At 69.5% G+C, this 25,157-nt stretch carries 18 protein-coding genes; 13 read left to right on the forward strand and 5 right to left on the reverse strand.

What is annotated here, in order from left to right; all coding sequences use genetic code 11:
* Position 1 precedes the first annotated feature (1 nt).
* From C1I95_RS00215 to C1I95_RS00225, 3 genes are all read left to right on the forward strand, one after another.
* A complete protein-coding gene (locus tag C1I95_RS00215; protein WP_111211668.1) occupies positions 2-268 on the forward strand; it encodes a MoaD/ThiS family protein in 267 nt (88 codons plus the stop codon).
* Between the two features lie 61 nt (positions 269-329).
* Positions 330-1,754 carry an NDP-hexose 2,3-dehydratase family protein gene (locus C1I95_RS00220; protein WP_111211669.1) on the forward strand — a complete coding sequence of 475 codons (1,425 nt, stop codon included), beginning with the start codon at positions 330-332 and terminating at the stop codon, positions 1,752-1,754.
* Positions 1,733-3,040 carry a cytochrome P450 gene (locus tag C1I95_RS00225; protein ID WP_233513160.1) on the forward strand — a complete coding sequence of 436 codons (1,308 nt, stop codon included), beginning with the start codon at positions 1,733-1,735 and terminating at the stop codon, positions 3,038-3,040. The genes C1I95_RS00220 and C1I95_RS00225 overlap by 22 nt, the downstream gene beginning before the upstream one ends.
* 33 nt (positions 3,041-3,073) lie before the next feature.
* Here the strand turns inward: C1I95_RS00225 and C1I95_RS00230 are convergent, their stop codons facing one another.
* The 3 genes from C1I95_RS00230 to C1I95_RS00240 all read right to left on the reverse strand — a co-directional run bounded on the left by C1I95_RS00230 (position 3,074) and on the right by C1I95_RS00240 (position 4,973).
* The gene (locus C1I95_RS00230; RefSeq protein ID WP_111211670.1) at positions 3,074-3,646 is read right to left on the reverse strand and encodes an SRPBCC family protein; all 573 of its coding nucleotides are present in this window, start codon (positions 3,644-3,646) and stop codon (positions 3,074-3,076) included.
* A gap of 156 nt (positions 3,647-3,802) precedes the next feature.
* Complete coding sequence (locus C1I95_RS00235) at positions 3,803-4,363, reverse strand: copper resistance CopC family protein (protein WP_111211671.1); 561 nt, start codon at positions 4,361-4,363, stop codon at positions 3,803-3,805.
* Positions 4,364-4,373: 10 nt separating this feature from the next.
* Positions 4,374-4,973: a hypothetical protein gene (locus C1I95_RS00240; RefSeq protein ID WP_111211672.1), complete on the reverse strand. Its 600-nt coding sequence runs from the start codon at positions 4,971-4,973 to the stop codon at positions 4,374-4,376.
* Positions 4,974-5,142: 169 nt separating this feature from the next.
* On the opposite strand from C1I95_RS00240, the gene C1I95_RS00245 reads away from it, so the two are divergent.
* The 10 genes from C1I95_RS00245 (at position 5,143) to C1I95_RS00290 (ending at position 17,357) form a co-directional block, all read left to right on the forward strand.
* The gene (locus tag C1I95_RS00245) at positions 5,143-6,351 is read left to right on the forward strand and encodes a macrolide family glycosyltransferase (RefSeq protein WP_111211673.1); all 1,209 of its coding nucleotides are present in this window, start codon (positions 5,143-5,145) and stop codon (positions 6,349-6,351) included.
* Positions 6,352-6,408: 57 nt separating this feature from the next.
* Positions 6,409-7,905 (forward strand): B12-binding domain-containing radical SAM protein, encoded by a 1,497-nt coding sequence (locus tag C1I95_RS00250; protein WP_111211674.1) that lies wholly within the window; start codon positions 6,409-6,411, stop codon positions 7,903-7,905.
* A 316-nt stretch (positions 7,906-8,221) separates the two neighbouring features.
* Positions 8,222-9,172: a helix-turn-helix domain-containing protein gene (locus tag C1I95_RS00255; RefSeq protein ID WP_233513165.1), complete on the forward strand. Its 951-nt coding sequence runs from the start codon at positions 8,222-8,224 to the stop codon at positions 9,170-9,172.
* Positions 9,173-9,535: 363 nt separating this feature from the next.
* The gene (locus tag C1I95_RS00260; RefSeq protein ID WP_111211718.1) at positions 9,536-10,876 is read left to right on the forward strand and encodes a cytochrome P450; all 1,341 of its coding nucleotides are present in this window, start codon (positions 9,536-9,538) and stop codon (positions 10,874-10,876) included.
* A 10-nt stretch (positions 10,877-10,886) separates the two neighbouring features.
* Entirely contained in the window at positions 10,887-11,786 is a 900-nt protein-coding gene (locus tag C1I95_RS00265; RefSeq protein ID WP_111211676.1) for a terpene synthase family protein, read from the forward strand.
* Entirely contained in the window at positions 11,783-13,369 is a 1,587-nt protein-coding gene (locus C1I95_RS00270) for a prenyltransferase/squalene oxidase repeat-containing protein (RefSeq protein WP_233513161.1), read from the forward strand. The genes C1I95_RS00265 and C1I95_RS00270 overlap by 4 nt, the downstream gene beginning before the upstream one ends.
* Positions 13,370-13,551: 182 nt before the next feature.
* Positions 13,552-15,945 carry a sensor histidine kinase gene (locus C1I95_RS00275; RefSeq protein ID WP_111211677.1) on the forward strand — a complete coding sequence of 798 codons (2,394 nt, stop codon included), beginning with the start codon at positions 13,552-13,554 and terminating at the stop codon, positions 15,943-15,945.
* 17 nt (positions 15,946-15,962) lie between these two features.
* Positions 15,963-16,379: a roadblock/LC7 domain-containing protein gene (locus tag C1I95_RS00280; protein ID WP_111211678.1), complete on the forward strand. Its 417-nt coding sequence runs from the start codon at positions 15,963-15,965 to the stop codon at positions 16,377-16,379.
* Between the two features lie 8 nt (positions 16,380-16,387).
* Positions 16,388-16,765: a DUF742 domain-containing protein gene (locus C1I95_RS00285; protein ID WP_111211720.1), complete on the forward strand. Its 378-nt coding sequence runs from the start codon at positions 16,388-16,390 to the stop codon at positions 16,763-16,765.
* Positions 16,746-17,357 (forward strand): GTP-binding protein, encoded by a 612-nt coding sequence (locus C1I95_RS00290; RefSeq protein ID WP_111211679.1) that lies wholly within the window; start codon positions 16,746-16,748, stop codon positions 17,355-17,357. Before C1I95_RS00285 ends, C1I95_RS00290 begins: the two co-directional genes overlap by 20 nt.
* A gap of 366 nt (positions 17,358-17,723) precedes the next feature.
* Here the strand turns inward: C1I95_RS00290 and C1I95_RS00295 are convergent, their stop codons facing one another.
* A complete protein-coding gene (locus C1I95_RS00295) occupies positions 17,724-18,788 on the reverse strand; it encodes a M14 family zinc carboxypeptidase (protein ID WP_111211680.1) in 1,065 nt (354 codons plus the stop codon).
* Positions 18,789-19,524: 736 nt separating this feature from the next.
* Positions 19,525-25,083 carry a ThuA domain-containing protein gene (locus tag C1I95_RS00300; protein WP_111211681.1) on the reverse strand — a complete coding sequence of 1,853 codons (5,559 nt, stop codon included), beginning with the start codon at positions 25,081-25,083 and terminating at the stop codon, positions 19,525-19,527.
* Between the last annotated feature and the right edge of the window lie 74 nt (positions 25,084-25,157).

Raw genomic sequence — 25,157 nt, forward strand, 5'->3', positions numbered from 1 at the left:
GATGGTCACGGTGCTGCTGTCGGCCGGCTGGGCCCACCGTGGGCAGAAGACGTTCGCGTGCCACGAAGGCACGGTCCGCGACGTCATCAAGGAGTTCGTCGAGTCCTACCCGCTCTACCGCCGCCGGCTGCTCGACGACGACGGCGAGCCACTGACCTACTACAACGTCTACCTCGACGGGGACCTGGTGGAGACCGCCGACCGGTCCCGGGTGACCGCCCGCTCGGACAGCACGGTCGCCATCATCCCGCCCCTGGCCGGGGGCTGACCCCACCGGCCAGCCCGGTGTGTCACCGGTGCCCCACCGAGGCCAACCCTATGGAGAGACCATGGTCCTGCCGCACACCGACGCCCGACCCCGTCCCGGGCGAACCGACCGGGACCACCTCCCCGCCCGGCTGGCCCGGTCGGCGCGCCACCGCCCGCGCCCGGCCGCCGAGCTGGAGGCATGGCTCGCCGCCCGCGAGCGGGCCAACCCCTTCGAGATCACCGAGGTGCCGTTCGCCGAGCTGACCGGGTGGTCCTTCGCCCCGCAGAGCGGCGACCTGGTGCACGACAGCGGCAGGTTCTTCAGCGTGGAGGGGCTGCACGTCCGCACCGACGGCGGGCCGGTCGACGAGTGGTGGCAGCCGATCATCCACCAGCCGGACCGGGCCATCCTCGGCATCCTGGCCCGCGAGATCGACGGCGTGCTGCACTTCCTGATGCAGGCCAAGATGGAGCCGGGCAACGTCAACGGCGTCCAGTTCTCCCCCACCGTGCAGTCCACGCCCAGCAACTACCAGCGGGCGCACCGGGGCGCGCGGTCCCGCTACGTCGAGTACTTCCTGGAGCCGGAGCGCGGTCGCGTGCTGGTGGACGTGCTCCAGTCCGAGCAGGGCTCCTGGTTCCGGGGCAAGCGCAACCGCAACATCATCGTCGAGGTCACCGACGAGGTCGAACCGCACGAGGACTTCGTCTGGCTCACCCTCGGCCAGATCCACGACCTCCTGCACCGGCCCAACCTCGTCAACATGGACGCCCGTACCGTGCTCTCCTGCCTGCCCGGCCACGCGGACACCGCGAGCGCCGACGGCACGACGGTCGGCGCCGCCGTCGCGCGGTCCGCGCTGGCCGACGACGACGAGGCGTGGCAGCCGCTGCTCCAGGTCCGCAACTGGCTGACCGCCAGCAAGGCCGGCCGGACGCTGGTGGCCCGGCAGATCCCGTTGTCCGAGGTGCGGGACTGGCACCGGGGTGACGTGGACATCCGGCACCGCTCCGGCCGGTACTTCCGGATCGTCGGACGTCACGTACGGGCCAGCAACCGCGAGGTCGCGCAGTGGCGGCAGCCGCTGCTGGCCCCCTGCGGTACCGGGCTGGTCGCGTTCGTCGTCCGGCGCATCGACGGCGTACTGCACGTGTTGGCCCATGCCGACCTGCGACCCGGCTACCGGGACACCGTCGAGCTGGGTCCCACCGTGCAGTGCACGCCGGACAACTTCTCCGCTGAGAACCGCCCCGACTACCTGGATCTGGTCCGCTCGGAGCAGGTGCGGGTGCACTACGACGTACTCCAGTCCGAGGAGGGCGGGCGGTTCCACCACGCGGTGACGCGGCACATGGTGGTCGAGGTGGGTGCCGACTTCCCGGTCGCGACACCACCGGACTACGTCTGGGTGACCCTGCGCCAGCTCACCGCCATGACGGCCTTCAGCTACCAGGTGAACATCGAGGCGCGCAGCCTCCTGCTGTGCCTGCGGGCACTGCGGTGACCGAGCACCAGGACCGACCGGGCGACCGGCTGCGGGCCGACGACGAGTCAGCCGCCCCGGCGTCGTCCGGGCCGGCCGCCGCGGGGGTCGACGCGTTCCCGCTGCCCCGACGCTGCCCGTTCAGCCCGCCCCCGGAGTACGCGCGGCTGCGCGCCGAGCACCCGGTCGCCCGGCTGCCCATGCTCGGCGGCGACGCGGCCTGGGTGGTGTCCCGGCACGCCGACGTACGGCAGGTGCTCAGCGACCCGCGGATGAGCGCGGACCGGCGCCGGCCCGGTTTTCCGAAGTTCGCGCCGACCACGGAGAGCCAGCGGCAGGCGTCGTTCGTGAACTTCCGTCCGCCGCTGAACTGGATGGACCCGCCGGAGCACGGCACCGCCCGCCGGCAGATCGTCGACGAGTTCTCCGCCCAGCGGGTCCGGCAGTTGCGGCCCCTGGTCGAGCGGGTGGTCGACACGCACCTCGACGCGCTGGCCGCCGGGCCCCCCGGCGCCGACCTGGTGGCGGCGTTCGGCTACCCGGTGTCGTCGCAGGTGATCTGCGAGGTGCTCGGCGTGCCGTACGCCGACCACGAGTTCTTCGAGCGGCGGTCCACCCAGATGTTCCGCCGCAGCACACCGGCGGAGGAGCGGGCCCGGTGCGCCCGGGAGATCCGCGACTTCCTCGACGGGGTGGTGACCGAGAAGGAGCGCCGACCCGGCGACGACGTGCTGAGCCGGCTGCTGTCCCGGCAGCGGGCGGCCGGCGGGCCGGACCACGAGGCCGTGGTGAGCATGGCCTTCGTGCTGCTGGTCGCCGGGCACGTCACCACGTCCAACATGATCGCGCTGAGCGTGTTGGCCCTGCTCACCCATCCGGCCCGGCTCGCCCGCCTACGCGCCCAGCCGGAGCGGTTCCCGACCGCCGTGGAGGAGTTGCTGCGGTACTTCACGGTGGTCGAGGCGGCGACGGCGCGTACCGCCACCGCGGACGTGGAGATCGGCGGGGTGACCATCCGGGCCGGCGAGGGCGTGGTGGCGCTCGGTCAGGCGGCGAACCGCGATCCGGCGGTGTTCGAGCGGCCGGACGAGTTCGACCCGGACCGGGATGCCCGCGCCCACCTCGCGTTCGGTCACGGTCGGCACATCTGCCCGGGTCAGCACCTCGCCCGGCTGGAGCTGGAGGTCGCGCTCGGCCGCCTGGTCCGGCGGCTGCCCGGCCTGCGGCTGGCCGTGGCGGTGGACGATCTGTCCCTGAAGGAGGACGGCAACATCTTCGGGCTGTACGCCCTGCCGGTCGCCTGGTGACGGCACCGGGTGCCGGACCCCGTCGGCCGAGGACTAGGAACGTTCGCCGATGACCTTCACCCACGCGTCGCTGATCTGGTCGGCCGTCGCCGATGCCGCCGCCATCTGCTCGGGCCCGGCCGCGGCGATCCAGTCGATCGCCCGCCCCTCGGGCAGGTCACCGGCCAGGTAGTCGCCCAACGCGACCAGACCCATCTCCCAGCCCGCGCCCAGTCCCCACACCCCCGGGGCGGCGTTCGGCACGATCTCTGCCGGCACCGGGGCGTGCTCCAGCTCCAGGACGGTGGCCTCGCCGTCCGGGGTGAGCCGCAGGTGGACCTCACTGCTGCCGCCGCCCGACTCCCAGCTCAGGCCGATCAGGCTGGGCCGCTCGCACTGGCGGATCTCGCCACCGGCGTTGCCCTCCAGCTGGAAACGTCCACCGGCCCGCAGGTCGCCGGTGATCGGCAGGAACCAGCGCACCAGACGCTGGGGATCGGTGATGGCGTCCCACAACTCCTCCGGCGACGCGTCGTAGCTGCGCCGAAGCACCAGAACGTGCATGCCGCTCGGGTCGTCCCGCAGCTCGCGGTCGGTGTCCTGGAGGATATCGAATATCTTGTTCATTGCCCTCATGGCCTTCCTGCGGGTGCGCGAGGTCACCGGAGCCCGTCCGGCCGCACGCCGTGGACCTTAGCAGCCATGACTTGCACAACGTCCCATTTGTACCGCGCCGGTAGCCACGAGTCGCCACGCCCGCGCCGCAGGCCGCGCGGGGGCCGGTCAGGTGGCGCCGCGGTTGGGGCGGCGCAGGAGCAGCACCAGCAGGACGAGGAGCACGAGGCCGTCGAGCGCGAGCAGGGCGGCCCCTATCGGGTCCACCCCGTGCGCGTGGGCCGCGGGCTCGGCGGCGCGCGCCGGGGCGTCGGCGGGGGCCGCGGCGCCCGGGGCGCCGACGGTGAGGCGGGCGATGCCGGAGGCGGCACGCCCGTCGCGGGTCACCACGTGGTACGCCACGGCTAGCTGGCCGGGCCGGGAGACGGTGACCTGCTGCCGCAGGCCGTCGTCCCCGTCGGACACGATCGACCCGCTGTCGAGCCGGGTCCGTTCGGCGTCGTACACGGCGATGTGCGAGCGGGTGGGGTCGGGCTGGCCGGCGACCCGGATGCGCACCGTGGTCGGCAGGTCCGGCAGGACCGCGCCGTCGGCCGGCTCCATCGCGAGCACCTCGACCGCCGTCCCCGCACCCGAGTCGGCGTCGATCCGGCCGACCAGCACGAGAACGGCCACCAGCGCCGCCATGCACAGGGCGGCGCCGGCGTAGATCCGTCCGGTGGTGGACATGTCGGGCCGGTCAGTGCCCGGCCACCGGGGCCGGCTGCCGCGGGCCGACCACCCGGTCGGTGCGGCCGGCGCACGAGCAGCGCATCGCGGCCTGCTCGGCGGGGTTGGGGCGCAGGTGCAGGTACATCGCGATCAGCATCGGGATGAAGACGACCGAGTTGTAGAACAGGTGCAGCTCCACCCGGGGCACGACGAGTTGGAGAAGGCTCGTGGGGACCTCAGTGCCGGGGAGCCGGAAGCTGCTGTGCGCCTGGATCAGCAGCAGCGCGTGCTCGATGTGGTGCCAGAACTGCAGGGCGAGGGCGACGGTCCACCACGCCTTGGCCCGGCCAGTGAAGCCGGGCCGGAACAGGAACAGCCCGACCAGCATCACGATCGCGTACCCGTAGTGCAGCCATTCGGAGCTGACCAGCCAGGGGAACGGCATCCCCAGGACGCCGCGCGCCTCCGGCCGCGCCCAGCCGAGCACCCAGATCTGGTACGCCTGCACCAGGTGTTCCGCCCAGTGCGCGACCACCACCGCCATGTAGATGGCAAGTGCGGCACGGTGGTACCGGCCGTTGAGAGACGCGATCAGGCCGGGAGACGCTTTGCTCGCAGCGGTTGCCATGGGTCCTCCACTCCACGCCGGAAGGTGTCCACCACAACGCTAGGAACCTCGACGTCGACGCGTGTCTCTGAGCTTGCCGTGTCTGGCCCGGGCGGTCCCGTACGGCTGGCCCCACTCCCCACACGCTATATACCTTTAAAGCTCATCACCGGATTGCGGGAGTGAGCACATGCACCAGCGGCACATCCTCTTCGCCAACGTCCAGGGGCACGGCCACGTCTACCCCTCGCTCGGTCTGGTGAGCGAGCTCGTCCGGCGCGGGCACCGGGTCAGCTACGTCACGACCCCGCTGTTCGCCGACGCGGTCACCGCCGCCGGCGCCACGGTGGTGCCGTACAAGTCCGAGTTCGACACCTTCCACGTGCCCGAGGTCGTCACCCGGGAGGACGCGGAGACGCAGTTGCACCTGGTGTACGTCCGGGAGAACGAGGCGATCCTGCGCGCCGCGGAGGAGGGGCTCGACGACGACGTGCCGGACCTCGTGGTCTACGACATCTTCCCGTTCATCGCGGGACGGCTGCTGGCCACCCGGTGGCAGCGTCCGGCCGTCCGCCTCAGCGGCGGCTTCGCCGCCAACGAGCACTACTCGCTCTTCGAGGAGCTGTGGAAGAGCCACGGGCAACGCCACCCGGCGGACGTCGCGGCGGTCAACGCGGTGATCGTCGAACTGCTCGCCCGGTACGGGGTCCACACGCCGGTCCGGCAGTTCTGGAACGAGATCGAGGATCTCAACATCGTCTTCCTGCCCAAGTCCTTCCAGCCCTTCGCCGAGACCTTCGACGACGAGCGCTTCGCCTTCGTCGGACCGACGCTGACCCACCGGCCGGTGACCACCGGATGGCAGCCGCCCACCCCGGACACGCCGGTGCTGCTGGTCTCGCTGGGCAACCAGTTCAACGAGCACCCGGAGTTCTTCCGGACCTGCGCCGACGCCTTCGCCGGCACCCCCTGGCAGGTGGTGCTGGCGATCGGCGGGTTCCTCGACCCGGCCACGCTGGAGCCCCTGCCGCCGAACGCGGAGGCCCATGCCTGGATCCCGTTCCACGAGGTCCTGCCGTACGCGGACGCCTGCGTGACCCACGGCACCACCGGCGCGGTGCTGGAGTCCCTGGCCGCGGGCGTGCCGCTGGCCCTGGTGCCGCACTTCGCGACCGAGGCCGCGCCGTCGGCCCGCCGGATCGTCGAGCTGGGCCTCGGCTACGAGCTGACGCCGGACCAGGTCGAGCCGGCCACCATCCGAGCCACTGTGGAGCGGCTGCGCGGCGACGCCGCCCTGCGGGAGCGGGTCGACCGGATGCAGCGCGAGATCCTGGCGGCGGGCGGGCCGCCGAGCGCGGCCGACCGGATCGAACGGCACCTGGAACGGGCCCGGCGCTGACCGTCCAGCACCGACCGTCAACCCTCTTTCCACTTGAAGAAAAGGTAGTATCTGGCCATGGGTCTTCGTGACGTCAGCGTGCTGCTGCTGTACCCACCGAACCAGACCGCGCCGGGCGCTGTGTGCAAGCCGAACGGGTCGCTCGCGTACCCGAACCTCGGTGGCGCCCTGCGGGAGCACGGTGTGCAGGTGCGGGTCTTCGACGCGTGTGTCGGCGATGGCGACGACCCGCTGGACCAGATCTTCGCCAACCCCCGGCCGCTGCCCAGCGGCTTCCTGCGTACCGGGGTGGACGACGAGCGGATCCTCCAGGTGGTGGCCGACCACGACATCGTCGGCATCACGTCGATCTTCACCGACCAGGAGTCGATGGTCCTGCACTGTGCTCGGCTGATCAAGGCCGCGTTCCCGGAGAAGATCCTCGTCTCCGGCGGCGTGAACGCACGGTCCCGGCTACCGCAGTTCTTCGGGGCCGGCTTCGACGTGGTCTGCCTCTCCGAGTCCGAGCACACCATCGTCGACATCGTCGACATCGTCCGCCGGTCGGCCCGCCCGAGCTTCGCCGACCTGCACGGCGTGGCCTTCCTCGACGACGGGCAGATCCGGGTCAAGCCGGCTCGTTCGCAGGACGTGGTGTGGGATCTGGACACCCTGCCCATGCCCGCGTGGGATCTGCTGCCCAACGAACGCTACTGGGCGATCGCCCGGCCGCACTCCGGGCTCTTCGAGCCCGGCAAGGAGCTGCGGTACGCCACCATGATGACCTCGCTGGGCTGCCCGTTCCACTGCGCCTACTGCCACATCGCCGGCGAGCAGGAAGGCAGCCTCAGCGGCCCGATCGGCAAGTTCCGCGTCAAGTCCGACGACCGGGTCCTCGCCGAAATCGAGGCGCTGAAGAACCTCGGCGTCGACAACGTGTTCATCGAGGACGACTCGCTGCTCGGCGACAAACGGCGTGGTCTGCGGCTGCTGGAGAAGATCCAGGGCGCCGGGGTGACCATATGCGACCTCAACGGCATCAACCTCATCCACCTGCTCAAGCGCTGGAAGCCGGATCACGAGGTGCTGGGGGCGCTGGCCGCCGCCGGGTTCACCCAGATCAACATGCCGTTCGAGTCGGGCAACCTGCGGATCATCCGCAAGTACGCCAGCAACAAGATCAATATTGAGAAGGCCGACCTGGTGGGGCTGATCGTCGCCATGAAGGAGTACGGCTTCCAGATCTACGGCAACTACATGATGGGCTATCCGGACGAGACGCTGGAGGAGATCGAGCGGACGATCGCGGTCGCCCGCGAACACGTCTCGTACGGCCTGGACGCGGCGAACTTCTTCCTCGTGGTACCCCTGCCGGGCGCTCCTCTGTTCGAGATGGCGATCGCCGGCGGGCACATCAGCCCGGACTTCGACCCGGACATGATGAACATCTACAACGCCAACATGACCGGCACGCTGGTGCCGTCGAAGGTCCTGGAGGAGCTGCGCGCCCGCGCCTGGGAGGAGGTCAACTCCTCGACCTGGAAGAACGCCAAGAAGGCATGGGCGGCCACCTGACCTCACCCTGGACGCCGAGGGGAAAAGGACCGAGGTTGCCGCACGGGGGGACGGCAACCTCGGTGAGTGCACGATACGTCGATGCCGGCTCGGCCGCCACCGGAACCTTGCACCCTGAATCAGCGGGAAGGCAGAGTGTCCAGAAGAAACTGAATGCTCCTCGTTGGCAGCATTCGTCGCTGCAACGGCCAGGTACGCTCTTGCCGGGCACCTGACCGGCACGCGCCCGAGGAGATGAGCAGCGATCCTCCCCGCCGAGACTCTTGACCTGGCGTACCTACCAGAGCCTGACCGATTCGGCGTCTGGCACGACATCATTTCCCGGGGCACGGCGCCGGCGCGTTTCAGCAGCCCACACGCGGACAATTTCACCGGCTTCGCGCGGGTGGTGGAACTGGGGGTGTCGCGGCTCATCTCGTTCCGCTATCCGGCGATCGAGATGGCCCGTACGGAGCGGATGATCCGGCAGGACGACCCGCAGATGTACGAACTTGCCCTCCCCCTCACCGGCGACAGTGCTCTCATCCAGGAGCGCCGCCAGTGCGTCGTCAAGACGACTGAGTTCACCTTCCTCAGCACCTCACGCCCATACGAGTGCCGGCACTTCCCGCGGCAGGAAGCGCCGACCACGGCGGCATCGGCCGCCGCACAGCCGCCCACGTCGAAGACCATCGCTGTGCTCGTCCCGCAGTCGGCGATCCCGCTGCCGCAGAGCAAGGTCAAGCAGTTGCTCGCCCGACCACTACCGACCGAGGGCATGGCGTCCCTGCTCGCGCAGTTCCTCCTACAGATCACGACGCACCCCGAGCGGTTCCGGGCGACGGACGCCGGGCGGTTGGACGGCATGGCCCTTGACCTGATCTCGGCGACGCTGGCCCAACATCTCGACCTGGAAAGTGCCCTCCCGGTCGAGGTGCAGCAGCAGGCGCTCCGGGCACGCATCGACGCGTTCATCGAGCAGCACCTGGGCGACGTCGACCTGAGCGCACGTACCATCGCCGCCGCCCATCACATCTCCGTGCGCACCCTGTACCGGTTGTGGGAGGGCGAAGACACCACTGTCACCGACCTGATCCGCCGCCGTCGACTGGACCGATGCCGGCGCGACCTGCAGAACCCGCTCCTGGCCAGCCAGTCCATCTACGCCATCGCCGCCCGCTGGGGATTGACCGAGAAGTCCACCTTCGCGCGACTGTTCAAGGCGACCTACGGCACCTCGCCGCAGTCCTACCGACAGCAGCAACCGGCACCCGGGCCGCAACGCTGACGCCGCCGCAGCCGGGCGTCGCTGCCGCCACCGCCTCATAGCAGTCCGACGGGCACCTGCGGGTGTCTCGGGGCCCTGGCATCCGCTGACCCCACCAACCGCCCTGGCCGGTCGACTGTCCGACGGCCAACCGTCCGACTGAGCGGACACTCAGCCGGACGGGTGGTTGAGGTCGAGGTCACGGCCACTTGGCAAGGCCGAGTGACGAAGTCAATCACCCATTGCAATGCTACCCACACGAATTGCACACTGAGGGTCTCTTAAGGCTGACAGTTGCGCGATCCGCAACTGCCAGACCTGGGCAGAAGGGGAGGGTCCACTGTGGCAGTGCCGGAGGCGAGACCAGGAGCCAGAGGCAAGACCATTCCTGTGTGGACGGCGCTGCCTCAGGCGATCCGCGGCGCACACCAAGCGCTTGTCGACGTCGGCAACGCGTCCGGGGGTGAGGTCGTCCGTCTCGGGCTGGGAGTTTCAAGCCCGTACCTCGTGACCAACCCCGAGCACGTACAGCAGATCCTGCAGGACAGGGCGGCCAACTACCCGCGGGGCGACGACACCGCGCTGTGGCGCTCGGTGCGCAAGCTCGTCGGCGATGGCATCCTCGCCGAAGGCGACACCTGGATGGCCTCTCGCAAGACGTTGGCCCCGCTGTTCCGGCGGGGTCGCATCGACGGGCTGACCGACACGATGGCCGACGCGATCGACGAGGCGACCAGCCGGCTCGACGAGGTGGCCGGTACGGGCACCGTCGTCGACATCGGCGCCGAACTGTCCCGCATCGTCTGCGCCGCCATCATGAGGGTGTTCTTCGACTCCCGGGTGTCCGTCGACGACGCGCTCCGCATCATGGCGGCGCAGGAGGCCATCGTCACCGCCATGGCGCCACGGATCCTCGCCCCCTTCGTGCCGTGGTGGGTTCCGATGCCGGGCGACCGTCGTTTCCACCGCGCCGTGCAGACCATCGACGACATCCTGCTCCCCGTCCTCCGTGAGGCGCTGCGCCAGCCAGGCGACGGCGACGATGTGCTGTCGACCCTGGCCCGCGCCCGACGCGACGGGCAACCGCTGACCGAGCGGCAGATGCGCGACGATCTGGTCTCCATGGTCGCGGTCACCACCGAGACAAGTTATGTCGTGTTGACCTGGCTGTGGCCGGTCCTCGCCAACCATCCGGACGTCGCGAGCCGGCTGTACGCCGAGATCAACGACGTCGTCGACGGCGGCCCGGTCCGCGCCGAGCACCTGCCTCAGCTGACGTACACCAAGATGGTCCTGGACGAACTCCTGCGTCTGTACCCCGCCGGCTGGATCGTCCCGCGCCGCGCGGTGGCGGCGGATGTGCTGGGCGGCGTGCGGATCGACAAGGGCGCAACGGTGATCCTCTCCCCCTACGCCACCCAGCGCATGACGGCCTACTGGGGTCCAGACGCCGAGGACTTCGACCCGGAACGGTTCGCCCCGGGGCGCGCCGACACGGAGCGGCACCGCCAGGCCTACTACCCGTTCGGCATCGGAATGCACCGGTGCCTGGGGGAGCATCTGTTCCACCTGGAAGCTTTGTTGATCGTGGCGAGCTTGTTGAGTAAGTTCGATTTCACGCTGACCGACGAGTCAGTGCCGGGACCAAGGGTCGCCGCGTCGCTGCGTCCACGACGGAGGGTTGAGCTGACCTTGACACGTCTTGAGCGTTCCGTCGCGCGGTAGGAGCCCATACATGCCCCCATACCCCCCGGCTTCCGCGTTCGCGCAAGCCGCCGAACAGGGACGCGTCTGTGTCCTGGCGGCCAAGGGCCAACGTGACCTGCAAGAGCGCGTCGCCACCTACCGCAGCCTCTTCCCCGACCCGCCGGTCGACGGGGCGATGCTGAGCGCGCTGGCGATGTCCACCGCGTTCATCGCCCCGTGGTGCAGCGCCGCCGACCTGCGCACCGCGAACCGCACCTCGCTGTGGGTCACCGCCGAGGACTGGCAGATCGACTCCGTGGCCACCTCGATGGAGGCGGCCACCGCCGTCGCCAAAGCCTGCCTGTCCGTCGCGGCCGGAGCCGAACCGGCCACCGACGACCTGCTTGGACGGTTCCTCGCCGACATCCGCGACGATCTCGCGGCCCGGCCGGCATTCCACCGTCTCGGCCAACTGTGGCAGGACGAGCTACGGCGGATGCTCGATGCCGAGCTGCGGGAGTGGCAGTGGAGAGCTGCCCGGGAAGCCGACCCGGCAGATCTTCCCGCCGCTGACGACTACCTGGCCAACGCCGCCGGCTACGGTGCGACCTGGGTGAACGTCTCCCATTGGATCGCCACCGGCGCCGTGGACACCGAGGCCCAGCTCACCGAGCTGGTCACCGCGAGCAAAGAGGTGGAGCAGGTACTGCGTCTGGTCAACGACCTGGCCAGCTATGACCGCGACGTCAAGGCCGGCGACCTGAACATCCTGCTGCTGGGCGTCGACCGGGAGGAGGTGCGCCAGCAGGTCACCGACCGGCTCGACCGGTGCGAGAAGCTGCTGCACCCGCTTGAACGCACCTGCCCGCAGGAGGCCGTCTACCTACGGCGTGAGCTCGGCTTCACCACCGGTTTCTACCACGGCACCGACTTCTGGGGCGCACCGTGACAACCGTTGACGGGTGGGCCGTCGCGCAGACCCCGACCGAGACCCGCGCTGACGTACATGGTGCGGCCGACGACCTCGTCGCCGAGATGATGCGCGAGCCGGATGGGCGTACCTCGCCCTCCGTCTACGAGACCGCGCGGCTGGTGAGCCTCGCCCCGTGGCTGGCCGGTCATGCCGAACGGGTGTGGTACCTCCTCGACACCCAACGCCCGGACGGCGGCTGGGGGCCGCCCGGAGGCTACGCCCTCGTCCCCACCCTGAGCGCGACGGAGGCCCTGACCACGGCTCTGCGGTCGCCGCCCTCAGCGGACGTCCCGACCCTGGCGCGCGCCGTCGAGCGTGGGCTGGACGTGCTGTCCGGCCTGCTGCGCGATACCACTCCCCTGCCGGACACGCCGGCAGTCGACCTGATCGTGCCGGCGCTGATCGACGGGCTCAACCAGCACCTGACGGCCGAGCCGTGGCGATGGCCGGGTCACACCCGACTGGACCTGCCGCCCGGGATGAGCCGCAGGCGGATCGATGCCGTCCGCCAGTTGGTGGCGAGCGGCGCACCGGTGCCCGACAAACTCCTGCACGCCCTGGAGGTGGTGGCCGACCTCGCCCCCCGCGCCCGGCGGGTGGCCCCGGTGCCGCCCGGCACCGTGGGTGCCTCGCCGGCGGCGACCGCGGCATGGCTCGGCGGACCCGACCGCCCTGACGGCAGCGAGGCCTTGGCGTACCTGGAGGACACCGTCCGCTGCTACGGCGGCCCCGTGCCGTGTGCGACGCCGGTCACCGTTTTCGAACGCTCCTGGGTGACCAGCACGCTGGCCCGCTCGGGCATCGCCCTCACCGCTCCCCCGGGCCTGATCAGCAGCCTGACTGCCAACCTCGGTGCGGCGGGAACAGCGACCGGCCCCGGGCTGCCGGCCGATGCCGACACCACCTCCGTCACGCTGGTCGCGCTCGGCCGGCTCGGCGCCCCGGTGCCCGGCGACTGTCTGTGGTCCTACGAGACCGACGAGGGCTTCTGCACCTGGCCGGGTGAGGACGGGTTCAGCGTCACCACGAACGCCCACGTTCTCGACGCGCTCGGCCACCTGGCTGCCCGCGGCGAGGCGGAGCCACGGCACCACGCTGCCGTGCGGCGGCTGGTGACGGCTCTGCCGGAACGCCAGGATCCTCAGGGCAGCTGGTCGGACCGCTGGCATGCCTCGCGTCTCTACGCCACCGCCTGTTGCGTGCTGGCCCTGGCGGAGTTCGGCTCGGCGCATCCCACCACGGCGGAGGCACTCGCCCGTGCCGTCGACTGGACGCTCGCCACCCAACGCGGCGACGGCTCGTGGGGTACCTGGGCCGCCACCGCGGAGGAAACCGCATACGCTGTGCAGATTCTGATGACCGGCGGCCAGCAGCGACCAGCAGTGGTCGAAGCGGTCCGGCGTGGCTACGCGTACCTCTGCCGGACAGACGGGCAGGACGGGCCAGCGCTGTGGCACGACAAGGACCTCTACCAGCCGACGCTGATCGTCCGGGCAACCGTGATCGGGGCCAGGTACCAGGCCCTGGGTTGGCTTTCGTCGCTGCCCGTGTCCGCATGACCGCTGACGGGCACGTCGGAAGGCATGCCCCCAAACAGTTGTCCCTTGTGCACGCGGCCGTTAGCTCCGGTCTTGAGCCAATAGTCTGACAACTGCTAGCGTGCGTCGGTCTGCCTACACCGGCGGCTTGTTCGGCATGCTCCTGCCGGCAAGTTCCTCTCTGCTCGGCATCGGACGGTCAAATGCGGTCTCGCACCACGAATCTGCGCACAAAGGTAATTGCGCTCCTCGCATCGCTCGTTGCTCTCTGGGCGTTCGCCGCGTGGGTGACCCTGCGAGAGGGTGTCAGCCTTCTCGGCGTGCAGACGATCGACAGCCAGATCGTCTCACCCAGCGAGCCGTTGCTGCTTGACCTGCAGGTCGAACGCCGTCTCGCGGTCGCCTACCTCGGCGGCCCGAACGCCGCCCGCAAGGAGGCGCTCGACGCCGCCCGTCAGGCCGTCGACGAGAACGCCGCCGCCTTCAAGAGCAGCGCGCGCAGCTGGCGTGCCAGCCTGGCCGCCGGCGCCACCGCCGAAGAACGCGTCGACGAAGCAATTGCCGAGCTGGACGACCTCGTCGGCGTCCGTGAGTCCATCGACGCGCGCTCTATCGACCGTGCGACCACCGTCAAGACCTACAGCACGCTCATCGAATCGCTGTTTGAGATCTACGACGTCGTCGGCACGCTCGACGATGTCGAAATTCAGCAGGACACGCGTAACCTCATCGAGCTGTACCGCCTCCGAGAACTGATCTCACAAGAGGACGCGCTGCTCTCCGGCGTGCTCGCCGCCGGCCGAATGACGCCTGCGGAGCAGTTCCAGTTCACCGAGCTCGTCATCGCACAGCGGTTCCTCTCGGCTCGGACCCCGAGCCAACTCAACGAGACTGACCGGGCCGACTTCAACCAGGTCATCACCGGGCCGGCGTTCGTGCAGCTGCGCCAACTCGAGAACCGGATACTCGACAGCCGCGACACGACCCGGCCCCCGGTCACCGCCGCCGACTGGAACGACGGCTCCGGCGCCGCACTGACCCACCTTCAGGAGATGGTGCTCGGCAGCGGTGACAACGTGGTGCAACGGGCGGTCCCGGTCGCGGTCGGTGTCATCGTCCGGCTGGTTCTGGCCGCCGGCCTGGGCCTGCTCGCGGTTATCGCGTCGATCATCGTTTCGGTCACCACCGCGCGTGCCCTGGTGGCCCAACTCCAGCGGCTCCGCGACGCGGCCCACCAGCTGGCCGACGACCGGCTGCCCGCGGTGGTGGAACGACTTCAGCACGGCGAGAAGGTCGACATCGCCGCAGAAGCCCCACCTCTCGACTTCGGCGCCGACGAGATCGGGCAGGTGGGTCAAGCCTTCAACCGGGTCCAGGAGACGGCCATCCGTACGGCGGTCGAGCAGGCTGAGCTTCGCCGCAGCGTACGCGATGTGTTCCTGAGCCTGGCCCGGCGTACGCAGGCACTGGTCCACCGCCAACTGACCCTCCTCGACGAGATGGAGCGCCGCGAGCAGGACGCCGACGATCTGGAGAACCTCTTCCGCGTCGACCACCTGGCCACCCGTATGCGGCGCAACGCCGAGAACCTCATCGTCCTGTCCGGTTCCACCCCGGGCCGCGCCTGGCGTCGCGAACTGCCGATGGTCGACATCGCCCGTGGCGCGGTCCAGGAGGTGGAGGACTACACCCGGGTCCGGGTGCTGCCGTTCGGGCAGGTACGAATTGCCGGCCGCGTCGCCGGCGACGTCATCCACCTGCTCGCCGAGCTGATCGAGAACGCCCTGTCCTTCTCGCCTCCGCACACCGAGGTGGAGGTCAGGGGCCAGTCGGTGGCACGCGGCTTCGCCATCGAGATCGAGGACCGCGGCCTGGGCATGAGCGAGGAGGACCTCGCCGCCGCCAACGAACGCATCGCCACCCCCACCGAGTTCAACCTCGACGACGCAAACCAACTCGGCCTGTTCGTCATCAGCCACCTCGCCGTGAAACACGGAATCAGCGTGCGGCTGAAGGCATCTCCGTACGGCGGCACCACCGCCGTGGTACTCATCCCGATGGACCTGGTGAACGACGCCGAGGACGCCACCACGTCGAGCACCGGCGGCGGCAACCCGGGCAGCACCGCCGACCCGGCCATCGCTGGCCATGGCTCACGCGCCGCCGCGCTGAACCCGACGTCGGTCGCCGTCGCGGAGCAGCCCCTGAACCCCCCGACGGTGGAGTTGCCGGCTGTTGCCCGCCCGGCGCAGCTTCGCAAGGCGGCGGATGCCGCCGCCAGCCGCGTGGATGAGCCGGCCAGCGGCACCATCCCCACGGCACAGCCGCCGGCCCCCACCGCAGCGCACACCGAGGGCGGGCTGCCCATGCGGCGCCGTCAGGCCAACCTTGCACCTCAGCTGCGCGACGGTGCCGCGCAGGAAGAGCAAACCCCGGGCGACGCTGACGAGGGTAGGTCGCCGGATGCCGTGCGTAACCTGATGAGCTCCTACCAGAGCGGCACCGTTCGCGGCCGCCGCGACGCCGCGCGTTCGCTCGGCGACGCGGAGCCACACCCTGCCGTCGACGATTCGTCGGCGACCGAAACCGATCGGTAAGAAAGAGGAACGGGCAAGTGCAGCAGAACACTGCGGGGTCCGATCTGACCTGGCTGCTCAACGACCTGGTCGGGCGCGTCAAGCAGACCAAGCATGCCGTCGTGCTGTCAGTCGACGGCCTGCCCATGGCGTCCTCGGACGAGCTCAGCAAGGACGACGCCGACCACCTGGCCGCGATGGCCTCCGGCATTCAGAGCCTCGCCAAGGGCGCAGGCAAGCGGTTTGGCGGCGGTCCGGTGCGCCAGACCATCATCGAGATGCAGTCGTCGTTCCTGTTCGTGTCGGCTGCCGGGAGCGGTGCGTGCCTTGCCGTCCTCGCGGCCGAGGACGCCGACGTCGGCCTGGTCGCCTACGAAATGGCGATGATCGTGACCCGGGCCGGCAAGTTCCTCGCCTCACCATCCAGGTCGAGCATTCAGCCCACCAACAACTAGGGGCCGCCATGACGAAGCCAGACGCCGATCCGCGTTGGATAGACGAGGACGCAGGACCCGTAGTCCGGCCATATGCCATGACCGGCGGGCGGGCCAAGCCGACCAACCGCTTCAACGTGGTCGCGCTGGTGTTCGCCGCACGGCCGGCACCGCCGCTGGAGGTGTGGATGGTGCCGGAGCACACCCAGATCATCGACCTCTGCCAGCGCCCGCTCGCGCTGGCGGAGGTCGCCGCCCACCTCCGGCTACCGCTCGGCACCGTCAATGTCCTGCTCGACGGACTGGTCGCGCGCGGGCTCGTGCAGGTCACCGACCCCCGTCCAGCCGCCACACTTCCCGACGACAGCGTATTCGAGGCGCTCATCCATGGACTACGTAACCTCTGATCGGGAGGGTCAGCGGACTCTCCCCACCGCCGTGAAGATCCTCGTCGCGGGTGGCTTCGGCGTCGGCAAGACCACTCTCGTCGGAGCGGTCAGCGAGACCAAACCCCTGCGTACCGAGGAGGTCCTCTCCGAGCAGGGCGTCGGCGTCGACGACATCACCGGCGTCGAGGCGAAGTCGACCACGACAGTGGCGATGGACTTCGGCCGGATCACGATCAGCGACGACCTTGTTCTGTACCTGTTCGGCACTCCCGGCCAGGACCGGTTCTGGTTCGTCTGGGACGAGCTGGCTCTCGGTGCCCTGGGCGCTGTCGTCCTTGCCGACACCCGTCGGCTCGACGGCTGCTTCCCGTCCATCGACTACTTCGAGCAGGCGGGGCTGCCATTCATCGTCGCCGTCAACTGCTTCGACGGTGCGCGCCGCTACGGGCTGGAGGAGGTGCGGTTGGCGCTGGACCTCGATCCCGGCGTTCCGGTCGTGCTGTGCGATGCGCGCAGCCGACAGTCCTCCAAAGACGCCCTCATCGCCCTGCTTCAGCACGTCATGAAGGGGCGAGGCCTGTCCCGCACGCCGGAGCCGGTGGGTTACTGACCGGGCCTCGGGATGACAGCCCACGGTTGGCGCAGTGCGCACCCTCGATGGCACAAAAAATCAACAGCCTGCGGCAGGCCGACGGAGACCATTGATCGACGAGTGGTCCCGGAGCCAGAGCGAGGAGTCGCGGAACGGGAAGAGTCGACGGGGGTTCGCTCAGCACCGGAACCACGCGCCGCAGCCGCTCCCCGGCGTGTAGCTCGTCACCGCGATCCCCGCCCTGGGGCCACACCTCCCGGGGCGGGGAGCGGCTCCCACCGCGTGCCCGGCAACCGGCGCGTCGTGTCCAAGCCCTTCCGCACAGCGGGGGTCCACCCTCCGGATGGAAGGGTGGACCCCCGCTACCGTCAACTGCGGTCGAGATCAGAACTCACACTGGTTGGGGAACTTGTCACAGGTGGAGATCGTGGCACCCCGTGCCGGGATCTCGTCCCACCGGTCGGCGTCCACGTTCGCGAGCGAACCGTCGCTCATCGAGTCGATGATGGCCCAGAGCCCGTTGACGTTCTGCTTGACGATGTAGCCACTGCTCTTGTGGCCGATGCCGCCGCGCGACTCGAAGAACATCGCGTTGCTACGCCAGTTGACGTACTCGCCCTGCGGCCCCGGCGCGTTGAGCATCGCGGCTGAGGTGACGCCCTCCGGGATGTTGATGTACGGGTAGCGCGTCACGTTGACGACGCCGCTCTTGCCTGCGGCGTCCGCGGCCACGACGCTCATCCGGCGGACCGTGTCCCACTGCTGGGAGGTGAGCATGCCGGGGTCGAGCGAGATGCCGACCGAGAACGTGGTCATCTCGTCGGTGTCGCCGACGTAGTACGTACCCTGGTGGTGCAGGTCGATCATGTGGTGCGGCAGGAAGTCGGCCCAGGCGTACCAGAATGCCCGCGACTCGACGGCGCGGTGCTGGGTGTAGCTGGTGAAGGTCCGCTCAGGAAGCGGGGCCTGACCGAGGCCGGCTCGGACGGAGTTGAGCTGGTCGAAGATCCGGCGGTCGACACCCCAGTCGCGGTTGAGGTCGACGTTGTGGATGCTGTCCTGCCGGCGGAATGCCTCGAAGCCGTCGGGGTTGTAGATCGGGATGATCGCGAAGCTGATCTCCTTCAACACCTCCCGCGCGTGCTTACCACCGGCCACCAGGGTCTTCAGGAAGTCCAGCGACGCTTCGGCGCCATACGGCTCGTTGCCGTGGATCCGACCCTGGATCCAGACCCGGGTGTTGCCGGTGCCGATGTACGCGACGTGCAGTGGACGGCCCTGGCCGCTGCGGCCAACCTCCTCCACCCGGAGTGCGCCCTTGCTGCGGGCCTCCAGCGAGCGGAGTTCGGCGGCAACCTCCGCGGCGCTGAGCATCGAGGAGCGGTTGACGGCCCCCTGGCTCGGCGGCACGAACGGCCCGTCGGCGTTGGCCACCCCCGGCGCGGCCATGGGGGCGATGAGTAACGCGGCAAGCAGGGCAATGTAACGGCGGCGAGGTCTGGACACTTGTGACGTCCCTTCTGGCGGCGACTTTCCTATTCGGAAGGTCAGACGGTCCGATCATTCAACAAGCGACGTTCTCCCAGGTCAAGGGCCAACATCAACTCCCATCGGCGCTCCGCGCCGGTACCGCCGACGCCGCGATGTGGGCCGAAGTGAACCGACTTGTAGTGAAAGGACCGAGGCGCTCAGAGGTCGTTACGGGCCAACTCGGTGGGGATTCTCCGCTTGTGTCGCGGCGGATGGGCGGCGAGGACACCGGGGATCGCTGCAACAAATGTCTGTTGTTCGGCCGCCGCCGGCAGGCCGTCGATCCCGCCCGTCCAGCGGACCAGGACCGCGCACTAAGCGCTACGGTTCAGCGGCGGTGCGGGCCCCGGAAGGCCCAATGCCGGAGCACGCCACGCGTGCTCCGGCATCGGTCGGGAGCCGGCCGGCACCGGCTCGCCGTCCTCCGCTCACAGCTCGGCCCTCAGTTATGCGCCGGCTGCGAGCAGCTAGTGCGGACCGATTCGTCGGGTCTGAGAGCGACCGACAACAGGACTGGCGGGGGCTGCGCCACCACCGCCCTATTGCCGGTCGGTCTTACTCGAACAGGGACAGGGTCAGCGTCGAGGTGTACGCACCCGCGGCGAGCCGCTTAGGACTCCATGTATTCATTCGATCTCTCCGTTGCTGCGTTCAGTTACTGGGCGGCACGCGGGTCGGCGCAGTTGACGGCCGCGTATTCCTTGGTGACCACACTCGTCACGGCCTCACCGTTGAGCGACCCGGTGGCACGGGCCGTCGCCGAACCCGCCGAGACCGCGGTCGCCCGGGTGTTGAACTGCTGGAACGCGTTCCCACCCGGCGCGACGTTGGCGGCGGCCTTGGAGCCGTACGCGCTCTCCAGACCGATGCTCACCGCCGCGTTGTGCTCGTTGTTCGCCTGCACCGCCACGTACGCCTTACCCGCCACACACCGCACCTGCGCGGTCACCGTCAGCGGCAACTCCGTCGCGCCGATTACCCGGAAGTAGTCGAACGCGACGTTGACCGGCTGCGTCTGCTCCGGCCCCAACGCCATCAGACCGAAGGAGGTCATCACGGCGTCGTTGGTGACCGGCTGGCCGAGCGAGGTCCAGTTGATCCCGCCATCGCTGATCTGGGCCGAGTAGGTGTTGCCACTGCGGCTCAGTCGCAGGTGGTACCAGCCGCTCTCGGTCGAATCGGGGATGTCGATCGACCGGTTACCGCCGTTGCCGAACTGTGCGTTGCGTTCCGAGACCAGCTCGGCGCGCAGGTCGGTCGGCGAACCGGCGGCGTTGTTGGCCACCACGTCGAACTTCACGTAGTTGTCGTCGTTGTTGTAGACCAGCAAACCGGCCAGCTGCCACCGGTGCAGCATCGTCGGCGTCAGCCTGGTCTCGATCGTCCAGTCGCCGGCGGCGATGTCAGCGGGGATCTTCTGCAGGATGAAGTTCCGCGGCGAGTTGTCGGTGCCGTTGATGTCGCCCTGCTGGGTCTCGATCCGCAGCGCACCGTTGCTCACCGCGACCTTGGTCGAGTCGTACCGGACCACGGCGTTCCAGCGGCAGCCGTCGACCCCGCTACCGTCGAACTCGTCGCTGGGCGCGCGGACCCCGTCGTCCGTGCCGTCCGGCGTGCTGGTGAAGTGGTCGAACACGGCGTTGGCCTGCGACGTCCCGATGTCCCCGGCGGCCATGGGGCCGACGGTCGCGTTCGGGATGACGGTCGCGGTGCCGGCGAGCGCGGTCCAGGTCTGGCCGTCGGCGGAGTAGGCCGCGGTCAGCCGCTGTCCGTCGCTGACCAGCCGCAGGTGCGCGGTGGTGGGGAAGCTCGCCGGTACGCCCACGTTGGCGTGCCAGGTCCGGGTCCCACCGGCCTCGGTCTGGAACTCCATGATCCGACCGCCCGACGCGTTGCGGGTGAACGCCAGCTTGACGTAGTCGTTGTCACTGCCGTGCATCAGCAGGCCGGCGTGTTGCCACTCGCGATCGTGCGGGATGGTCACCTTCGTGGTGATCGTCCACGGCCCGGTCCGGGCGCGCTGACCGACGTAGCTGATCGGCCCGACGTTGGCCTCGTTGATGTCACCGTTGGTGACCGGCAGCACCAGCCCGCCGTTGGTGACCCGCACCGGCAGGTTCGGCGCGTTCCGTACCGTGGTCCATCGGGTGGTGTTCAGCGTGTCACCGTCGAAGTTGTCCGAGCCGCGGATGGCGCAGCCCGGCGCGGCCTCCGGTGGTGCCGGGTGAATGGCCTCGTTGACCAGCGAGAATCCGGTGAACTTCACCTCGCTGATGGCCGATGCGTGGTGCGCGGTGACCGCGAGGCCGATGTCCTGCTGGCCGGCCGCGCCGGGCAGCGTCACCGGGTCACCGACCGGGGTGAACGACCTCCCGTCCTTGCTCCAGTACCCGTAGTACCTCCCGCCGTCCCGCACGATCCGCACCCAGGACGGGTAGCTCGTCGTGCTGGCACCGGTGCTGGCGTCGAGTTGGCCGTTGCCGTCGGTGTCGCGCAGCCATTCGAATCCGGAGCCCGCCCGCAGCGTCATCGCCGCGTACCCGGGTGAGCTGCCGGGCCGGGTGACGTCGTTGCGGACGATCAGACCGGCCTTGGCGGAGTTGTTCGTGTTCGTCTGGCTTTCGATCTTCACCGTGGCGGTCCAGGTGTTGCCGGCCGCCGCCGGCAGGTACGCCGAGCCGTACTGGTCGGTGCCCTGCCACATGTTCGCGCCGCCGGCCTTGACGATCCAGGTGTCCTGGTCCGGTCGGTCGAACGTGGCGGTGGTGTTGGCGAAGGTCTGCCAGGCGCCGTAGAGGTCACCGACCTCGACCTGGACGATGCGGGACTTCGTCTGGTGGCCCTTGTCGTTGGTCGCGACCGCGGTCAGCTGGTAGCGCTTCTCCGAGGGCGCGTTCCAGGTCACCGAGTACGGGGCGGTGGTGTCGGTGCCGACCGACGTGCCGTCGACGAAGAACTCGACCTTGGTGATGGTGTTCTCCGCGTCGCTCGCGTCGGCGGTCACCTGGATCTCGCCCGGCTCCAGCGGGTCGGCCGGCGTCGGGGAGGTCACCGCGACCTTCGGCTTGCTGGTCGGTGAGACGCCCTTACCGTCGGCCTCGATGAAGTTCAGGCGCCGCTCGCCCGCGCCCGGGAAGACCACGAACAGGGTGAACGTCTCGCCGGGGTCGGACACCTGGACCGGGACGTCGACGTAGCCGCCGCTGGTGGTCGCCGGCACCTGCGCGGTGCCGAGCAACTCACCGTCCGGGGCGTCCCGCCGCAACTCGATCCGGCTCGCGCCGGCGGCCGACGCGCGCAGGATCAGCCGGTCCACGTTGTACAGGCTGACCGGTTCGTACGACGCCCAGGCGCCGTTCTGGCCGGTGATGGAGTCCGTGTGTCCCTCGACGTCCCGTGACGGGGCGACCGTCACGTTCGACGAGTTGGCGAAGAACTCCGCTTCTCGCAGCTTCGGGTACAGCAGGGTGATGTCCGAACCGGTCAGGCTCGGGATGCCCCCGGCACCGCCGGAGTCGGCGTAGCGGCCGTCGAGTACGTAGAAGACATTCATGTCCTCGCCGTGCCCGCCACCGAGGGCGGTGACCACGGAGCCGGTGCGCCCGTGCAGCGGTTCGGCCGGGTGCGCGTGCTCGTCGTGGCCCAACGCCGGCTGGATCACCACGTCGGCGTCGTTGATCTGGGTGTCCTCGGCGTCGCTGACCGACAGGTTCCAGCTGATCTCGTCACCGAAGTCGAAGAACGCCCCGCTGGGCGGCAGGTTGAACTTGACCTCCGGCCGGGTGTTGCCGACCGTGATCGGCACCGTGCTGGTGCCGGTCTTGCCGTGCGGGTCGGTCACCGTGAGCCGAGCGTTGTAGACGCCGTTCGTCGTGTAGGTGAAGGTCGGCTTCAGCTCGGTGGAGTCGACCACGCCGTCGCCGGTGAAGTCCCACTCGTACCGCAGTTGTTCGTTCTCGGGGTCGGTGCTGCCCGAGCCGTCGAACCCCACCTTGAGTGGCGCCTGCCCGGAGTCCGGCGAGGCGTTGATCTTCGCGGTGGGTGAGCGCGATCCGGAGATGTAGTCGATCCGGTACAGTCCCGAGTTCGGGTTGTCACGGCCGAAGCCGCCACCCCAGTCCAGCACGTACATCGAGCCCTCGGGGCCGAACTTGGAGTCGATCGGCGCGAGGAACTGCTGCTGCGGCAGGAACGGGTTGACCTTCTCGACCCCGCCCTGCCCGTTCGGGATGATCGAGTACATCTTGTTCCGCGCCCACTCGTAGAAGAACGGCTTGCCGTCGTAGTACTGCGGGAACTTGGTGTCCGACTCCAGGTCCGGGTCGTACTGGTAGAACGGGCCGCCCATCGGGGCCAGGCCGCCGCCCTGCGGGATGACCGACGGCACCGAGGAACGCTTGTAGCCGTACCACATGTTCGCCGGCTTGGCCGGCGGCAGCTCGGTCAGGCCGGTGTTGCGCACCGAGTCGTTGATCGGGCGGTTGCAGTCGAAGTACGCACCGACGGTGACCGGGTTGGTCCGGTAGTCCACGTCCCGGAACGGCTCGTTGTTGCCCATGCACAGCGGCCAGCCGTAGAAGCCGGGTTCGGTGATGAGGTTCCACTCGGAGATGCCGGCGGGCCCGCGGTCGGGGTTGTCGTTGCTGTTGTCCGGCGAGTAGTCCGCCATCCCGACGTCCCCGGTCTTCGGGTCGACGGAGAAGCGGAACGGGTTGCGGAAGCCCATCGCGTAGATCTCCGGCCGGGTCTTCGCCGTGCCCGGCTCGAACAGGTTGCCCGCGGGGATGGAGTAGGTGCCGTCCGGCTCGGGGCGGATCCGCAGGAGCTTGCCGCGCAGGTCGTTGGTGTTGGCCGAGGTCTCCCGCGCGTCGTGGAAGGTCCCGTTCCGTTCGGACAGTGGCGCGTAACCGCCGGACGGCTCGGAGTGCGGGTTCACGTCGTCGCCGACGCCGAGGTAGAGGTTGCCGTCCGGGTCGAACGCGAGACCGCCACCGGTGTGGCCCGGCTCGTCGGGCAGCCGCCGCGCCGGCACCTCGAGCAGGACCTTCTCGCTGGCCCGGTCGATCTGCGAGCCCGGCCCGACGGTGAGACGGGACAGCCGGTTGAAGAAGTTCGCCGGGTCGCTGTCGTTCGCGCTCGCCGGTGCGTAGTAGATGTAAAGGTGGCCGTTCTCGGCGAAGTTCGGGTCGAGCGCGATGCCGAGCAGGCCGTCCTCACCGCCGGAGTACACCGGGATCGTGATCGCGGTCTTGGTCGTCCTGGTCTGCGGGTCGTACACCCGGATCTGGCCGCGCACCAGCTCGGTGAAGAAGACCCGGCCGTCCGGCGCGACGTCCATGGCGAACGGGGCGCTGGTGTTCTGGTCCAGCGGGACCCGCTCGTAGGTGTTCCAGCTGGTGCCGGAGCAGTCGCCCGGCGCCACCCCGGCAGCCCACTGCACACCACCGAGGATGTGCTTCACCAGCTGGGTCTCGCCGGTGTAGTGGGCGCCGAAGTGGCCCATGCCGGTCATCCAGGCACGGCCGCCGTCGTACGGCTTGCACCAGGAGATCGGGTGGTCGTACCCCATGGCGTTGCCGCCCGGGTTGTAGGTCGTCTCGTCCATCGTCGCGAGCACGTGCGCGTTGCCGCGGACGTTGAGCGAGTAGTTGTACCACTCGTCGGCGCGCTGCCACCGCTGCGGCAGGTGACTGGTCGACGGGTGGCTCTGGTCCTCGACGCGGACGGTGCCCGGCAGGCCGGGGCTGCTGCCGGTGGCGGCGTGACCGGGCATCAGCGCGCCGATCATGTTGTCCCACCACGTGTAGTTCCCGCGCATGTCGGTCGCGTTGTGGATGGCGACGATGCCGTTGCCGGCCTGCATGTAGCGCTCCATCGCCGCCTTCTGGTCGGCGGTCCACGGGTCGCCGGAGGCCTGGAACATCACCAGGGCGTCGAACTGCGCGAGGTCGGCGTCGTTGAAGATCGACGAGTCCTCGGTGTGCTGCGAGGTGATGCCGGCCTCGGCAAAGGCGGCCCGCAGCACGGGTACGCCCTGGTCGATGGCCTCGGTGTGCCGGAATTGGGTGGTCTTGGTGAAGATCAGGACATGGGCTTGGTCTTGCTGGTTCTGTTGGGCGGCCGCCGGCGGTGGGCTGACCATGGCAAGCGCGAGGGCGCCGACAAGGGGTAACGCGAGTATCCGTCCCCACCGGGGACGCCAGGCCACGTTCATGAGATGGGGGACCTCTCTGGGACGCGAGGATCTACTGGTGTTGGCGTGACCGTGCGGCGTGCCGGCGCCGTCGG

This window comes from Micromonospora craterilacus (assembly GCF_003236315.1).
Taxonomy (GTDB): domain Bacteria; phylum Actinomycetota; class Actinomycetes; order Mycobacteriales; family Micromonosporaceae; genus Micromonospora; species Micromonospora craterilacus.

Bases quoted from the DNA above. Each gene is read 5' to 3' on its own strand.
- C1I95_RS00265 (WP_111211676.1), top strand. From the start codon at position 10,887: ATGCCCCCATACCCCCCGGCTTCCGCGTTCGCGCAAGCCGCCGAACAG.
- C1I95_RS00250 (WP_111211674.1), top strand. From the start codon at position 6,409: ATGGGTCTTCGTGACGTCAGCGTGCTGCTGCTGTACCCACCGAACCAG.
- C1I95_RS00245 (WP_111211673.1), top strand. From the start codon at position 5,143: ATGCACCAGCGGCACATCCTCTTCGCCAACGTCCAGGGGCACGGCCAC.
- C1I95_RS00230 (WP_111211670.1), bottom strand. From the start codon at position 3,646: ATGAACAAGATATTCGATATCCTCCAGGACACCGACCGCGAGCTGCGG.
- C1I95_RS00240 (WP_111211672.1), bottom strand. From the start codon at position 4,973: ATGGCAACCGCTGCGAGCAAAGCGTCTCCCGGCCTGATCGCGTCTCTC.
- C1I95_RS00290 (WP_111211679.1), top strand. From the start codon at position 16,746: ATGGACTACGTAACCTCTGATCGGGAGGGTCAGCGGACTCTCCCCACC.
- C1I95_RS00275 (WP_111211677.1), top strand. From the start codon at position 13,552: ATGCGGTCTCGCACCACGAATCTGCGCACAAAGGTAATTGCGCTCCTC.
- C1I95_RS00215 (WP_111211668.1), top strand. From the start codon at position 2: ATGGTCACGGTGCTGCTGTCGGCCGGCTGGGCCCACCGTGGGCAGAAG.
- C1I95_RS00235 (WP_111211671.1), bottom strand. From the start codon at position 4,363: ATGTCCACCACCGGACGGATCTACGCCGGCGCCGCCCTGTGCATGGCG.
- C1I95_RS00220 (WP_111211669.1), top strand. From the start codon at position 330: ATGGTCCTGCCGCACACCGACGCCCGACCCCGTCCCGGGCGAACCGAC.
- C1I95_RS00285 (WP_111211720.1), top strand. From the start codon at position 16,388: ATGACGAAGCCAGACGCCGATCCGCGTTGGATAGACGAGGACGCAGGA.
- C1I95_RS00295 (WP_111211680.1), bottom strand. From the start codon at position 18,788: ATGGCCGCGCCGGGGGTGGCCAACGCCGACGGGCCGTTCGTGCCGCCG.
- C1I95_RS00300 (WP_111211681.1), bottom strand. From the start codon at position 25,083: ATGAACGTGGCCTGGCGTCCCCGGTGGGGACGGATACTCGCGTTACCC.